This is a genomic window from Microcoleus sp. Pol12B4, from assembly GCF_036701385.1.
Classification (GTDB): domain Bacteria; phylum Cyanobacteriota; class Cyanobacteriia; order Cyanobacteriales; family Microcoleaceae; genus Microcoleus.
On the sequence record NZ_JAUBQR010000023.1, the window covers coordinates 1 to 16467 of the forward strand.

Genomic DNA, 16467 nt, shown 5'->3' on the forward strand with positions numbered 1-16467 from the left:
GGTTTTAACTGAGAATAAACACTTTTTATCCGATTTGTCGGGATGTAATTAACAGTAGTTTTGGCTAATTCTGCTTCTTGGCTAACTATACACTGATAAGTTGCTTCGTCTTTGACCATTTGCGCGTAACTGCTGCGGTGCTGGCTCATGAAATTTAGTGTTTTATTCATGGGTACTCCACCTAATTCAACGGTGATATTTTCCACAGTTTGCCGTTTTTGATTGTCATTAATCCATTCGGAAAAATAGTGCAGTCTGCTGCAATAACCGTTCATTTTACCGTTTAAATACCGCTGTTCTTCTATGCGATTGACAAAATTTTGATAGTCGTAATCTTGTACTGCTATGCCCCTGGCGATCGCCAAAACGGTTTCTACAAACAAAACGCAATCAAATTTATTCAAAGTCACGATCAACTTTTCTTCGCCGGATTCGTCCAGCAAACCAGCGGCATAGGGCTTTCCTAGGAAATTATCGGCGATCGCCTGGACGATTTCTCCCATCGAGCGATCGTGTAAATTTTGTTGTTTTGCATACTGTACCACCTTTTCAAAACGTGCTATGTCTTCAGGCTGTGCAACGGTTTCTCTCTCCGGATTATCTGATTCAGGTCGTCTCGCCAGCACCTTCAGCAATTCGGAATAGGAAATTTCCGCTAAATTGTTGAAGTCCCACAACATACTCGGAAAACTGGAAACAGTTTGCTTGTTTGTTATTTCCAGATTTTCGCTTTTTCCCCTCAAGGAAAACGCTAAATCCGCGCCCTGTCCAGCTGTTTGTCGCTCGACAACATATCCCGTAGCAGATTGAGACTGAAATGCCCAAACATCAGGTATCAAAGAATTATTCACGCCGACGATCGCAAATCCCAAAACAGCCAGACTACAAAAAATTCTCATGTTTTTCAAAGGATTTTGCTTCAACTCAGTGCTATCCTGAAAATTTTACAATTACTAGAAGTCTCAATCAGCCTAGTAGACCGATAAAATTGGCAACAGCGGACTAGATCGATACACTTGTCATTTAGATGCCGCCCTATTATAAACTGATCGTGCGAGTTTGATAGCACAAAACTGTAATGCAAGTAGAACGCCGACGCCGCCCCATCGGGCCCCAACAACGCCCAATCGAGTCCCGACGCCAAAGCAGCGAGCGTCCAGTCCAGTCCCGACGCCAAAGCACCGAGCGCCCAGTCCCATCTCGTCGCCCAATCCAGACCCGACGCCCCATAGACCTCTTGCAAAAGTCGCTCTCAATTCTTGAAATTATCTGGGTTCATCTGCGTTCATCTGCCTTGTATCTGCGGTTGACCGATCGAGCTAAGATTGATGCAACAGGTCTAATCCAATCCCGACGCCAAAGCAGCCAGCGCCAAGTCGGACGCCGACGCCAAAGCAGCGAAGGCCCAGTCCAATCCCGTCGCCGAGTGAGGACGAAATTTTCTCGGTTAAAATACCGTAACATCCTGTGCTTAATTGCCGGGGCGATCGCGATCGGTTGGATTGTCACAATACCCTTCAGAATTCGCCGTCCCCCAGAACCGCCCGTCATCTTGGCTCAACAGGCCGTCTCGCCTCAAGAAGCACTCTCGCCTCCGACAATTGAACCATCGGAAAATTTAGCCGCTCGTCAAAGCGAGCCTACCTTTAGCTACAACATCAAAACACCTCCCAATCCCGTTTACTCTCAAGAATTGCAAGGGATTGTTGATGAATCTGTGAAAATTGCAACCAGCAAAGGATTGCCTGCAGAACGGCTATCAATTACCTTATTTGATGTTAGCAATCCCAAAACTCACACCTTCGCCGGATATCAAAATCAAACTCTCCGATTTCCCGCTAGCGTTGCCAAGTTATTTTGGATGGCAGCCTTTTACTCAGCCATAGAAAAAGGCATTATTACGCAACGAGAATCTACCTTTAAAAACGACCTAGATCAAATGATTCGCGTCTCCAACAACGATGCTGCCAGCAGGCTTTTAGACAAAATCACAGATACAAAATCCGGCGGACGGCTCGCAGGAGAAGAATTGCAAACCTGGCTGAAAAAGCGCACTCAAATTAACACATTTTTCCAGTCTGCAGGCTACAATGATATTCGTATAAGCACCAAAAATTATCCCATATACTATTTGAGGCAAGAAGGTCCTCTGGGTCGCGACTTGCAATTGCGGGGCGATGCTTCCCAGCCGATTCGCAATCAAGTAACTACCGACCAAGCCGCCAGATTAATATATGAAATCTATACTAGGCAAGCTGTTTCTAGCGTCGCAAGCCGCAAAATGGCTTACTTGTTGACGAGAGATTTAGACCCCAAAGCGTGGAAAAATGACCCTAGCAATTCGATACAAGGATTTCTCGGCGAATCTTTACCAACTAATATTTATTTTGGTTCCAAAGTAGGCTATACTTCCAAATCCCGCAGCGAAGCGGCATTTGTGAGAACTTTAGACGATCGCGCGATTTATATCTTAGTTGTTTTTGCAGACGATCCGGCTTATGCCAAAGACGAAACAGCATTTCCGGCAATTTCCCGATACGTTTTCGATCGACTAAATGCTCGTGGCCCCAGCACTGTGCAGTGATATGGAGTAGCGCGGGTTGACTGTTGACTGTTGACTGTTAGTCGAAAAGTTGACTGTTGACTGTTAGTCGAAAAACGGAAGGATGGTTGATATCAAATCCGGTAGCATCGGAATTATTCATCTCTGTGTTCTCTTTCTCTGTTTTTTCGGCGTCAAGAGCGGTTTAATCATTCCAATGCCACCCGATTTGATATGAGTGTTGAATGTTGACTCGATTTTACAATTCCGGTGTACTCAGAAGTGATCTTACGCAAAAACAACGGTTTCTGCCAAAAAAGGGTACTGACAACCAAAAAAACCAATTTCTTGACCACAAATCTAGGCTTTTAGGTAAAAGCCGCAGCAAGAAAGCCGATTTCTTATATCCTGTGAGCAAGTCCTAATTAGGTTTGTAGTTATGGAGTCTTTTTTCTATCGTCTGTCAATAACTAACTCTAAACGATGAGTTAAATAATTGATTGACCTGACACAATTTAACTGGGGCGAAAGGATTCGAACCTCTGAATGGCGGGACCAAAACCCGCTGCCTTACCACTTGGCGACGCCCCAACGTCTTAACCTTCACTATCTTAACATTCAAACACAGCAATCTGTCAAGCATTTTGACAATAAAATTTAAAAAATCTTTTTGAAACCGATCGCCCCCAGGTTTATTCTTTGAGCGCACGCGGGCGAGCTACCGGGATTTCAATCCTGAAATCCGCTCCCTCTCCTGGTTTCGAGATACAGTTCAAGCTTCCTCCGTGTTTTTCCACCACAATCTGGTAGCTGATAGACAAGCCAAGTCCCGTACCCTTGCCCACAGGTTTAGTGGTAAAGAAAGGGTCAAACAAGTGGCATTTAGCTTTTTCTGCCAATCCGGGCCCGCTGTCTTGAATCCGAATCACCACAACTTGACCGCTTGACTTTCCTGAATCATCAGCCTCCGAGTTTGGGCCCACCACCGCCGTCGAGATTTTAATCGTCTTGGGTGGGGGCTGATTTTCCAAAGAGTCGATCGCATTCGCCAAAATATTCATAAATACTTGGTTGAGCTGTCCGGGATAGCACTCTACCTTCGGCAAGTTGCCGTAGTCTTTAATTACCTCAATTCCCGGTATTAGGCCATTTGACTTCAAGCGGCTCTGCAAAATCAGCAGCGTGCTGTCAATCCCTTCGTGAATGTCCACCAGCTTCATCTCGGCTTCGTCGTGCCGCGCAAAGTTCCGCAGAGACAGGACAATTTGGCGGATTCGTTCAGTTCCCATCTCTATTGAAGACAGAATTTTCAGCAAATCCGGCGCTATGAAATCAACATCGATTTCTCCGCTTTTGTCGAGAATTTCAGGGCAAGGCTCGGGGTAGTGCTTTTGATACAAGTGCAGCAAATCCAGCAGATTTTTCATGTACTGCTTGCAATAAGTCAAGTTGCCGTAAATAAAATTAACCGGATTGTTAATTTCGTGGGCGACGCCGGCGACCATTTGACCCAGAGAGGACATTTTTTCGTTTTGGATGAGCTGAGCTTCTTTCTGCTGCAACTGCTGCAAAGTTTCGGTCAGTTGGCGGGCTTGAGTTTGAGCGGCTAAGGCTGCCGCGCGGGTTTGGGCGTAGAGTTCGGCTTGGTCGATCGCGATCGCCAGTTGATCCACCACCGCTTGCAGCAATTCCACTTCGCTCGTCGCCCAGGAACGGTGGCTGCTGTAATGGTTGCAAACTACAGCCCCCATTTGACCGGAGCGAGTCTTGAGCGGCAGCAGCAGGTTAGAAACAATCCCGATACTGGTCAAAAAATCTCGCGTCGGCTGTTCGATGCAGAGTGCTGTTGCCGCGTCTCCGATGCGGAGCGTTTGGCGGTGGCAAATTTTCTCAGCCAGCAGGGTTACTTGTTCGATCGGGTATTCTGTCAATCGCTCTTTCAGTTCGGGATTTGCCGCCTCGTGGGTGATTGCAAAGCTTGGCTGCCCGTCTCGCGAGATGGAGTACCACAAAAAGTAGCACTGGTCAACCTGCAACAAGCTGCGAATTTCGTTGACAGCCGTATCTAAAATTTTGTCGAGGTCGAGGGAATTTCGCATCTGGCTGGCGAGACCGAACAGCAAGCCTTCCCGGCGGCTCAACAATTCTTCTCGGGCCGTGATGCGATCGATCGCCACGGCGATAGCGTTAGCCATGCAGCTCAGAACTTCTAGCGCTCCCTCGCTTACCAAAGCGCTGCTCCACAGAGCCATCACTCCCACCAGCCGCTCCTCCACTATCAGCGGATAAGCAATGGCGCAGAGAGACGGGTTCGACAGTAGGCATACAGGAGCCGTTTGGAGTTTTCCCGGTTCTGCTCGCACCCAATCTTCTATTTCCCGTTGCCACCCTTCGGTGGTGAGTCCTGAATCCGCCTGCAATTCTAACTGCTCTGTCTGCGGGTTGAACGTCCAGATACTTGCCTCTTTGGCGTCGAGGTAATCTACCATTGCCTCGGTGCAGCGGTGGAGGATGGGCGATATTTTCCCACCTTGTCCGAGGGCGGCACCGACTTTAGCTTGCAGAGCTCCCAAGCGCAATCGCTCTTCTAGCGAGGCGGCCGTTAGTTGGCGATCGGAGATGTCCCAGGAGCCCACAACGATTTCTTGGATTTGTTTGGTATCGTCTGCACGCCCGATGCTCGCTGAAGTTTCCCACAAATATTGAGGTTTGCCTGTTTCATCGAGCGTCGGGAGCTTTTTTGTTGCGTATATTCTCATGCTGCTCTGTGGCGTATGTACCGCACACAAGCTGTCACGGTTCGAGCCAGGAACTAACTCCGAGATTTGCTGGCTGTTGGAGGTGATATCTTCTACCTCTGCCAACGGTTTCTGGGCTTTGAGTAATTGCCAGCGCAGCTCCACCAAACTCGCAACTTGCCGACTCAAAGCTTGTAGAGCTTCTATCGTTTCTTTTGTCAAGTCTCGCGGCACCGAGTCCATGACGGAGAGCACTCCCAGCACCTGGCCATCAGAGCTGACAACTGGGATTCCAGCGTAAAATTTCACGAAGGGGTAGAAAACGATCAGCGGGTGTTCGCCAAATCTCACATCTGTGGAAGCGTCTCGGACAATGGCGGCGGGCAGTTCTTTAAAGGAATTTATAGGGAGTTCGATCGCCAATTCGGGAGCAACTGGCGGTTGTTGCAGGGAAATTGCTCGGTCAAATTCTGAGTTTGAGTTTGATCTCTGGGCGAACTCTTCGGGAGTTTGGTTCAGGGCGCGATTGCAAAAATTCAGGTAACGGTGGGCCAAAGTTCGATCGATACCTAACTGCGACTTCAACCAGTGGCGATTACCGTCAATCAAGCTCAAGAAAGCAATAGGAGTTCGGCTGAATTGAGCTGCCAAACCTACCAAATTGTCCAAGCAAGCGTCTGGAGCAGAGCCGAGAAGTTGATACAAGTCAATGTTATGGAGCTTGAACACTTTTTTACCAAGAGGCAAGGGTGCTTTCATAATATGTAACTGCCCGTCTAGTTGCTGGCAACCGCCCTTCTCAATACTTCCCTTGAAAAACAAGCTATGAATTCTGTGCTGGGAGACTCTGGGCGCAAATTCGGCGCAGGTTGCTTGCGCCGAATTCAGACTAACCTCTTGACTGATCGGGAAACTTTTGAGTTATCGGAGTTAGAGCACCCCAAATCTAAGACTATATAAATTATACTTCCAGTTGACTATGCTTTTGAATACCTCCGGCTCTCTAAATTTAAGAGCATCTGTTGGGAGGAAGCCGCTTTCCAAAATATATGACTATTGCTTACCTAGAATTTTTTTATCAGTTTAATTGTATTTTAACAGACTTTTCTAATCGTGGGTAGCTGGCTTGCTGGTAGATTTAAATCAGGGGTTTGTGCCACAATACCAGTGTCCTTTACCGAGCTGTGCCTTAGCGGGGAGTTCAACTACTGTTAGGAGATAAATTACAAAAGATTGGTAAGATGTTAAACTTTGTAACAATAGTTGTTCAAACTCGACCTTTAGGGTTTCTGGGCCCGGATGCACATTGGGCAACTGTTGTAATTGCCGATCGACCACTCTCCCAATTCCTTTTTTCGAGTTTGAGGTAAAAAAACAGGGGTAATGTTTCAACTAACGCTCCAACGGGGTTGACAATTATTGTGTAGAGGCAACCCTCAAAAAATAACTGCAGGAAGTATGTTTTGTATTTTCAAGAACTATAAATAAACAGGGAGAAGAATATGTCTGCAAGTAGCAGTCAAGTACCAACTATTTTGGCAGTTGATGATAGCGTCGTGATGCAAGGACTTGTTAAACAGGCCTTAAGCAAAGAGTTTAGAGTTCTCGTAACCGACAATGCAGTGGATGCTTTGTCAACTATTTATCACGAACAAATTTCTGTTTTGTTGCTGGATGTTTCGATGCCTGGTATTGACGGATTGGAACTCTGCCGCACGGTGCGGAGCTTGCCTCAGTTTCAGAATTTGCCGATCGTAATGCTGACAGCGCGAGATGGAGCCTTTGATAAGGTACAGGGGCGTTTGGCGGGAGCAACAGAGTATTTAACTAAGCCGTTTGATGCTGATAAGTTGCGCGAGGTAATTGGTAAGTTTATCAAAATCAAATAAGCGGACTTAGAATAAAATTAGTTGTGAGCAATTAATGAAGTAATTTGAGTAATTAATGAAGTAAAAAGTTGCGATTGTACTCTCTGAACCTTGACTTCTTTAACAAGTCTGGCGGCGGGGTATTCTGCACAATTTGCGAGCTAAGTCCTAAATTTTTAATTTAGCCAGGAGTAGGGGAGCGATCGCACTGACAGGTAGAATATATTGGGCGGCACCGAGGGCGATCGCCTCCTTGGGCATTCCGAAGACAATGCAGCTAGCTTCGTCTTGGGCGATTGTCAACCCCCCTTGTCTGGCAATCGCCAACATTCCGTCGGCACCATCTCTACCCATTCCTGTCAGCAAAACCCCCGCCGCTCCCCGACTATAAAAATTAGCTACTGACTTAAATGTCACGGTTACAGAAGGGCAGTGTCCCGCGGCATGACCAGCTTCTGAATAAACAAATCGCCCTTGAGAGTCCAATTCTAAATGACGTTTTTCTGGCGGGAAATAAACAGTTCCTGGTTGTGGTAATTCCCCAAAAGAAGCTATCTTAACAGGCACTTTCGATTCACAACCCAGCCAATCAACTAATCCTTGCAAAAAACCCTCGCTGATGTGCTGGACACAAATTATAGGTACTGGAAAACTAGCTGGAAGTTTAGAAATAATTGTATATAGTGCTTGCGGTCCCCCTGTAGAAGCCCCTATAGCCAATATTTTAATAGTGGGAGATTTAACATTTTCGTTGGAAAACTTGTAATTAGAAACTGGTGCTTCAGTGATTTTTACAATGGGATTATTCTCTGGTGTTAGCATCTTTTTTTGATGCCGTGTAAATACTTTAACTCCTGAGAGTATTTTAACCTTAGCTATTAATTGATTGGCTAGAAGAGCGTAATCTGATACCAGCCCGCCCATGGGTTTAGGAAAAACATCCAATGCACCAGCCTTTAACACTTGAAATACATTCTGAGTATCATTCGCTTGCACTGAAGCACTAATTACTAAAATTGGTAGCGGATATTTCTTCATTACTTCTTCCGTAAATTCTAACCCGTTCATTGGTGCCATGTTCAAATCGGTACAGATTACTTGGGGTTGAAGTTTGGGGATTAATTCTAGTCCTTCTAGTCCGTTGCAAGCGGTTCCTACAACTTGGATATCTGGCGAGGACTCAAAAATTCGTTTGAGGACGATCGTAACTACTGGAGAATCTTCAACTAACAATAGTTTAATGGGCGATAACATCTGTTTGCTGGAAAATGGGGAATGAGAAATGGAGAATGGGAAATTAGGCACTTGTAATGCCCTACGACTTACTTCCCTTGGGCTTCGTGAGCGGGCAAGCCGCGCAGAGCGAGTGGCTAAGCTTAGTACAACTAGCTCAGTAACCGCGTAGTCAAAGTATTGGGTATTAAGCATCGATGCACTGGGTACTGGGTATTGGGTCTTGCTAATTGGTAGTAGATAACAAATGCCTAATAACCAAGGAGTAATGACTCATGACTAAACTAACCTTTTTAGTGTATCTACCAACACATCTTGATTGAAAGTACCTTTAGGAATATAAGCATTTGCCCCCGCATCAGCTCCTCTTTTTCTATCTTCATCCGATGCCAAAGATGTCACTAAAATTATCGGCAACTCACTGTATTCTTTTTGCTCCCGAATTTTTATAGTCAGAGCCAAACCGTCTAAATTTGGCATTTGTATGTCAGAAATCACAGCATCAAAATTGCGAGTTTTTAATTTATGGAAAGCATCCAATCCGTCTACCGCAGTCACAACTTCGTAACCCGCACCTTCCAGGATGCGCTTTTCTTGAGTGCGCGTGGCGATCGAGTCTTCTGCTAATAGTATAACTTGTTTTCTGCTGGCAGTCTCAAGTTGCGATCGCCCACCAGGAACCATACGGGAGGAAACTTGCTGGCGTACAGATTTTATCAAATCGTGGGGATTGAGTACCATACAAACTTCCCCAGTACCCAGAATTGTGGCACCCGAAACATTTCGCACTCGTTTCAGCAATTGACTTTGAGGTTTCATCACCACATCTTGTTCGTCTATCAAAGCATCTACAAATAATCCCAATCTTTCCTCCCCGACTTTCAAAACAATACAAGGCATTTTTGAAGAAGTTGAGTTTAGGAAGTAGTTTTGGTTTTTTCTCAGAGCTTCGCTCCCGTTTTCCTGCCTAAAACACTGATTTTTTTGCCCCCCTTGTCTATTGTTTAATTCTAGTAAATCTGTTAGATGAGCAACTGACAGAGGCTGACCGTTTGAAAGTATAGTTTCCTTACCTTCTATAGCAAATATCTCAGACGGAGACACCTGTTTAGCCGTGTCTACAAACTCGACTGGTAGAGCATAAGGAATATCTTCAACTATGACAATTAATACATTTGCTGTAGCTAAAGACGTGCTAATTTGCAGTCTAAAAGTGCATCCTCTACCCGGCAAAGACTCTACTTGGATACTACCTTTTAGGGCTTCAACATTAGTCCGAACTACATCTAAACCTACCCCGCGCCCCGATACTTCGGTAACAAATTTCTTGGTTGAAAAACCTGGAGTAAAAATCAAAGACTGTATTTGATTTTCTGTCATTTCTGCCAGTTTTTCAAGTGTACAAATATTCCGTTTTACCGCCGTTTGTTCAATGCTCTCTCGATTTAGTCCCCGGCCATCATCAGCAACCTCAATAATAATGTTGCTAGCAATATTATAGCCTTTAATTCGGAGAGTAGCCACGGGAGGTTTACCTAGTTTTTTCCGCTCCTCAACAGTCTCAATACCGTGGTCTATCGAATTTCTAATCATGTGCATTAAAGGATCTTTCATTTCCTCTAAAATGCGTTTATCGGCTGTAGTTTCGCCTCCTTCGATCACCAACGCAACTTCTTTACCTTCCCGTTTCGCTAAGTCTCGAACAGTTCGAGGAAATAAATTAAAAATAGTAGACAAAGGCAGCAGTCTCAAAGTGCGAATTCCTGATTCTAATGCCTCAGCGATTAATTCTAGTCTGGCAGTATCTTCATAAACTCGATTTTTCAAGTGGTTAACTAAAGTTCCGAGACTTTCTAAACGTTCTTCTGTACGTTGATAGTAATCCTGCAATTGGCTAAATTTACCGTTGGCTTTAATACCGTTTTCATCTATTTGCATCCGATCAACAGTCAACCTCGTTACAAAATATTCTCGGCTCCACTCTTCCCACAAAGTTGTAATTTGTTCTATCTCTGCAACTCGGTGTCCTAGCCGAGTTTTTGTGACAGTAAGTTCCCCCGCTTGAGTCATTAAATCGTCTAAATTTTGAGTAGCAACGCGAATGGTTTCAATGCGGTAAGATGAGGTTGAGGAGGCAGTAACTGCCGACTGCGAAGCCGACGCAGTGGCTGGTTCAGAAGGTGCAGGCAAGTTTTGAGCTTCCACTAGAAATTCTGGCTTGGATTGTAAGTGTAAAAAAGAGGAATTTTTCTCTAAGTTAAGAACTTGAGAAGTTGCAACATTTGTTTCTAGTTCTTGAGTAGCAGGCTCAGTAAATTGCGGTTTTACCAAAGGTTGTTCTGGTACTTGTGAAGATGAGAGATCTAATTTTGAGGCTGCTGCCTGTGGTTGTGGCTGACTAGAAGCACCCATCATGCTAGCGAGGATGTAAAAAGTATTAACGCCGGAATCTTCCCCGGTAACGGCTTCGTTAACGAGTTTCCGCATGGCTTCTAAACCTTGCGAAAGTCGATCGCTAATATCCGAATTCAGTTGAGTTTCTCCCCGCTTGAGGTCTCCCAAAATATGCTCCATTTGATGAGCTAAAGATGCTACATCTTTTACCCCTAGCATCCCAGCATCACCTTTAAGAGAATGGGTTTCTCGCAACAATTGTTCTAACTTACCTAAGTCGCTCGGATGTTGTTCTAAGTACAGCAATCCGTCGTCTAGTTTCTGTAAGTGTTCTTGACTCGCGACTTTAAATACATCTCGAAGTTCTTCATCTTCAATCATCATATATGTTTTTGAGTAATAGGTATTTGAACATGGTTCATGGGTAATTAGTAATGATAATTACGTTGAATAATCTGTCGCTTACTAATGATTAATGACTAATGACTAGACTACTTCTTTAAGATTCAATGCAGCTTCTGTGAGTTGTTGAGTACCGATTTTAACTTGAGTAATACCGCTGACTGTTTGAGACGCGGATTCCTTCAGAGAACTCATAGCATCACCTACTTGCTGAATCGCGATCGCCTGCTGTTTAACGTTAAAGGAAATTTGCTGGTTGCTAGCAAACACCATATTGCAAGCTTCCCTCACACCCGTAAAAGCTTCTGCCGTATCTTGTGCTGTTTTCACCCCTTCTGCAACCGTTTTCCGACTATCTTCAGTTGCTTTCACCGTTGAGTCGATCGCACCCTTAATTTCTGGAATAATACCATTAATCTTCTGTGCTGCTTCTTGGCTTTCATCTGCTAACTTACGAATTTCGCTTGCTACCACCCCAAAACCTTTACCGTACTCGCCGGCTCTGACTGCTTCAACAGCGGCGTTGAGAGCCAGCATATTAGTTTGGCTGGCTAAATCGCTAACCAAACTTGCGAGAGTCGATATATTGCCAATCTGACTCGTGCTGTCGTCGAGTCGATGATTTTGCTTAGAAATTGCCACCACAGCTTCTCTAAGATTCAGCATTTGATTGAGAGTTTGATCTACCTTTTTAGTACCTTCTTCGGCTAGATTTAAAGCTTGGCGAGCGGCAACGGCAACAGACTCAGCTTGCTCGGCTGTTTCCTGAGAAGCTCTGCCCAAATTTTCTAGAGTTATAGTTGTTTGATTAACCGAGAAAAATTGTCTATTTGCTATTTGCTCTTGCCTGTTCATATTAGACTCTATTTGCCTTGAAAATGACGATATCTCGTAAATCAAACCCCGAATTAGAGCAACTATTTTTTGCAAAAAAAACCATCCAAATCCCAGCACCACAGCCAGAGAAATAATAGCAATAATAGCTGCGATTTTCTGAAGAAAATCAATAGAAGAAAACAGCATTTTCTTGGGTGAACTATCCACGATTACTAAATATTTATTTGTATTTTCTTGGCTGGGAAAAACTGTATTATAACTAATCACTAGATCCCTATTATCAATATTTCCCTCACCACCTGAGAGTATTTTAGCAACAATTTCTGCTGAATAATCGTTTTTGACATTTTCCTTGGTTTTAAGTTCTAATCCCCATGCTTTTTTAGGATTGGGATGAGCCAGATAATATCCATCTTGATTTAAGATAAAAGATTGATCTGAGAATTCATGATTAAAATTTTTAACCCTATCGATCAGAGTGCTACCCAGAGCATTGCTAATCAAAACACCTTGTCTTTCTCCTTTGGGATTAAAAATTGGAATTGCGTAGCGAATTGTTGGCTTGTAAGGAATTTCTATTTTCCCCCTTTCTTGATTTAGCTCTAAAGAAGACACATAGACTTCTCCTGATTTTAGCTTCATAGTCGCCATAAAGTAATCTCTGTCTGCTTTATTTTGTAGTTTAGACTCTGGAATAATTTGGATATTTGTGCCGTCAGAATCTACGCGCACGATCTCCTTGCCACTGTTATCTATGTAACGCAATTGCATATAATATGGCTTGGCTTCCATCATAGCTAAAAATGTGAGTTGCATTCGATAAAGCCAATCTTTATAAGTTGAATTAGTTTGTTTGTCTACTCCATTTCCTTCTTTAGCTCTAATCATTCCCTGAACAGGGGGAGTTTTAGGGAGAAACAAAATATCTGCTCTCATATTCTCAAATTTGTTAATCATTTGATTTGCGGTAGAATTAACACTGTCACTAAGGGTTGTTAATGCTAAATTTTGCAGTGCTTCTGTTGAAGAATAAATTCCATACCAACCAACAATAGATACTGGAATCAAGGTACTTAAAATTAGGAGTAGCAACAGTCGGTGCTGCATTTTTTGGAAAAATTTGTTAATCATTGGTTACTATAAATTGGTTACTGGTAATTTGTACGCTCGCATAGTCTAAGTATAGGAAATTGGAAAATTGTGCGATCGCGTAGCTGAAGTATTGGGAATTGGGAATGGGTAGTAAAGAAAAAATAACAACTCCCTAATCATAACTCACAACTCACAACTAACTACAATGCTGATTTAAGATGAGGTTTTTATTTGACCAGAAACAAGTTATTACTCCCGTTAATGTCGCTGGAATTGTAGCGAGGTCGATCACCAAAGCGATTGGTTTAATTCTTAAGGATATATTTGGCACTTTTTGGGAACTACTCATAATTCATCGATTTCCTACAAAACTGCCTTCAAATCTAAGGCTGCTTCATTCAATTTTTGAGTGCCGACTTTAGTTTGACTAATACCGCAAGCGGTTTGGGCTGCGGCTTGATTGAGAGAGTTCATAGCTTGCACTACCTGTTCGATCGCGATCGATTGCTGTTTGGCATTCAGCGAAATTTGCTGAGAGCTCAAAACCACATTGTTAATGGCATTGGCAACTCCTGCAAATGCCGCTGCGGTTTCTGAGGCAATGTTCACGCCGGATTCCACTGTTTTAGTTCCTTCGTCTGTCACCATTACCGTTGAGTTAATCGCCTTTTGAATATCAGCAACTAATAGATTAATTTGAACTCCTGACTTTTTACTGCGATCGGCAAGTTTGCGAATTTCTGACGCCACCACGCCAAAACCCTTACCGTGTTCTCCCGCCCGCACAGCTTCAACAGCAGCATTGAGGGCTAACATATTAGTTTGATTGGCCAAATCGCTAACTAAAGTTGAGATATTACCAATGTGATCTGTTTGTTCGCTCAACTCTATAATTTGTCCTTGGATATCCTGAACTTTAGTTTTCAGAGTTGCCATTGCTTCTAAAGTTTGTTCTACAGCTTTTGTGCCACCCCCAGCTAAATTCAAAGCTTGCATTGCTTGAACCACGGCTGTTTCTATCTGCTGTGATGTCGCCCTGGAAGATGCTCCTAATTCGTCCATTGTAGTAGTAGTTTGATTTACGGAAGCTGCTTGCTGACTTGCCATGCGTTCCTGTTCTTCCACCGTGGCTGCAATTTCAGTGGAAGAAGAGGCGATCGAGCTAATTGCGCGATCTATAGTTTGGGCAATTCCTGATGAAATCAGCCAAGCTATAACCGCACCTAACACCAATAAAAACACGGAACCAAATACCAATGCCGAGATCAAGAAAACTAAAGATTGCTTCGTTTTTTCTGTAGCTTGCTTAATCGCTTTTACTTCTATGTCGCGAAATTGCTTATTTATTTCCACAAATTCATCCACAAATTGTGTCTGTTTTCCGGTGTTAAAGAGAGCCAAGGCAGCAGTTCTATTATTTTTTTGTAATAAAGCAACTATTTCGCTAGAACCGTCATAATATTCGTTGCATAGTTCTAGCATCTTCTCTAAACGCATTCTCTGTTCAGGATTTTCCATCTTCAACTCCGCACTATTTCCCGACTCACGAGCTAATTCTCCACCTGTCTTAAAATCATTTAAAAACTGCGGATTTTTATTAATTAAATACCCGCGCATTCCCCGTACCATTTGTTCAGCACCTGCGGACATATCATTTGTGTCTCTGATCACATTTTCTATCCTTTCTACTTCTGCAAAATTATTCAACACATGATTAGTAGTTGTATAAACTAGCACGGGAAAACCCAAGTATATAGTTGCGGGCGCTACATAGGCCAGCAGCATTCTATTTCTAATATTTAATTTTATTAACTTAGAAAACATATTTTTCTCCTTAATTTAAGCACGTGAATACACAAATTAGATTGCTTAGTTAAATCTCGCTTGAAAAGCGGATTTGGTATAACTCAATACGCTTGGGTTAAAACTATTTATTCCTCAGAGATCTCCGTCGCATCCCCCCATCGTTGCGAGGATTTTGAGTAAGTTCTTGTTTGTCCCCCCATTTAGAAGGGGGGCTAGGGAGATCGAGCTTAACTGAACCGTATTGTGATATAATTAACTTCTTTAGTCCTGGACGCATTTCAAGATAATTCTCTCATGCTAAGTCCCGCTCGTTACCAGTTTTGATCTCTGCGTTGGATCGGGATTGCGAAGGAAATCAAGTATCCAGCTAGATGCTTCACTGCACTCATGACAGATATACTTTGCGTAAGTCCTGTTCTGGATTCAAACCTCTTCATCAACAACTACTCCTCCTTTTGTCAGCAGTTTTTGCAAGTTGAGAATAGCCATCATTTTTTCCCCATAAATAGCTGTCCCCCGTAGATATTCGCGGTTGGCAGAATGCAGTGCTGCCGGAACAGCCGCAATTTCCGACACATTTAAGTATATAATATCTAATATTTCGTCAACAACTATACCAGCGACCAAATCCGCCACTTCAACAACGATCGCCTTAGAGAGATAATTGGCAGTCTCCGACATATTTAAAGACATATTTAAAACACTGCGAATATCAATTAGCGTCACAATTTCTCCCCGTAAGTTTATATTTCCCACTATGCGATCGGGAGTGCAAGGAACCGGAGTTACTTGGTTGATATCAGTAAATTCGCGGACTAGATCTAAATGAATACCAAAGTATTCGCTATTCAAAACAAAAACCGCCAGGGACATATTAATTGCAGCATCATTTTCCCCCTCGCCTCGCAGCCTCAAATGATTAGCGCGCGATTGAAAAATTGCTTTTTCTTCTGGGGTAGCCTGCGGGCAAAAAACGTGACGCTTGCTCAAAATTTTAGGAGTTTTACCTAACACTTTTGCATTTATTTGCCCGTGTAAATTTTCCGTCTCTGCCTCACCTGCTGCTGCTTCACTACCTGCATTGCTTGGAGAAACAGGCTGGATTTCCTCTGACTTTTCGGGAGAATATCGAATTAAGTGATCGAGATTCAGCAGCATGATAATATTGGCTTCGCTGCGGGCAAGTCCAGCTACAAAATAATGAGAAGCTTCTGAATTCTCTCGTCCGTAAGATAGCTGCGGAGTGATGGCTTCTTCTGAGAGTTCCTTAACTTCGCGAACTTGATTGACAATTATACCAACTTTCGATTCTTGCCACTCTATGACGATCGTACTATCTGTCACAGAATACTCCTGCCAAGCGTATCCAAAACGCAGATTCAGATCCATCACGGGCAGAATTTCGCCGCGAAGGTCGATCGCCCCAACAATATCTTGAGGTGCTTCTGCAATTGCTGTCAACTCCGGCAGAAAGAAAATTTCCCGAACGTAGCAGGCTTCTATACCGCAGAGAAAACCGTTCTGTTCAAAGATAAGATACGGTTTAGTTTCCATA

At 43.6% G+C, this 16467-nt stretch carries 9 protein-coding genes and 1 tRNA gene; 2 read left to right on the forward strand and 8 right to left on the reverse strand.

Going from position 1 to position 16467, the window contains the following annotated elements:
* A partial coding sequence (locus QUA38_RS05385; RefSeq protein WP_333159876.1) for an N-acetylmuramoyl-L-alanine amidase-like domain-containing protein occupies positions 1-899 on the reverse strand: 899 nt, incomplete at its 3' end.
* A 179-nt stretch (positions 900-1078) separates the two neighbouring features.
* On the opposite strand from QUA38_RS05385, the gene QUA38_RS05390 reads away from it, so the two are divergent.
* Positions 1079-2584, forward strand: a complete 1506-nt coding sequence (locus QUA38_RS05390; RefSeq protein WP_333159878.1) for a serine hydrolase — start codon at positions 1079-1081, stop codon at positions 2582-2584.
* Positions 2585-3061: 477 nt separating this feature from the next.
* On the opposite strand, the gene QUA38_RS05395 is transcribed toward QUA38_RS05390, so the two are convergent.
* Both QUA38_RS05395 and QUA38_RS05400 read right to left on the reverse strand, forming a co-directional pair.
* Positions 3062-3133: transfer RNA gene (locus tag QUA38_RS05395), tRNA-Gln, on the reverse strand.
* A gap of 101 nt (positions 3134-3234) precedes the next feature.
* On the reverse strand, positions 3235-6039 hold the full coding sequence (locus QUA38_RS05400) for a GAF domain-containing protein (RefSeq protein WP_333159880.1): 2805 nt from the start codon (positions 6037-6039) through the stop codon (positions 3235-3237).
* Positions 6040-6782: 743 nt separating this feature from the next.
* Between QUA38_RS05400 and QUA38_RS05405 the strand changes: the two genes are divergently transcribed.
* A complete protein-coding gene (locus QUA38_RS05405; protein ID WP_015175702.1) occupies positions 6783-7169 on the forward strand; it encodes a response regulator in 387 nt (128 codons plus the stop codon).
* 147 nt (positions 7170-7316) lie between these two features.
* On the opposite strand, the gene cheB is transcribed toward QUA38_RS05405, so the two are convergent.
* From cheB to QUA38_RS05430, 5 genes are all read right to left on the reverse strand, one after another.
* Positions 7317-8402, reverse strand: coding sequence for a chemotaxis-specific protein-glutamate methyltransferase CheB (gene cheB, locus QUA38_RS05410; RefSeq protein WP_333159882.1), 1086 nt, complete (start codon positions 8400-8402; stop codon positions 7317-7319).
* Between the two features lie 258 nt (positions 8403-8660).
* On the reverse strand, positions 8661-11156 hold the full coding sequence (locus QUA38_RS05415; RefSeq protein WP_333159931.1) for a hybrid sensor histidine kinase/response regulator: 2496 nt from the start codon (positions 11154-11156) through the stop codon (positions 8661-8663).
* Between the two features lie 105 nt (positions 11157-11261).
* Entirely contained in the window at positions 11262-13145 is a 1884-nt protein-coding gene (locus QUA38_RS05420; RefSeq protein ID WP_333159883.1) for a methyl-accepting chemotaxis protein, read from the reverse strand.
* Positions 13146-13469: 324 nt separating this feature from the next.
* Positions 13470-14930, reverse strand: coding sequence for a methyl-accepting chemotaxis protein (locus tag QUA38_RS05425; RefSeq protein ID WP_333159885.1), 1461 nt, complete (start codon positions 14928-14930; stop codon positions 13470-13472).
* A gap of 405 nt (positions 14931-15335) precedes the next feature.
* On the reverse strand, positions 15336-16466 hold the full coding sequence (locus QUA38_RS05430) for a chemotaxis protein CheW (protein ID WP_333159887.1): 1131 nt from the start codon (positions 16464-16466) through the stop codon (positions 15336-15338).
* Between the last annotated feature and the right edge of the window lies 1 nt (position 16467).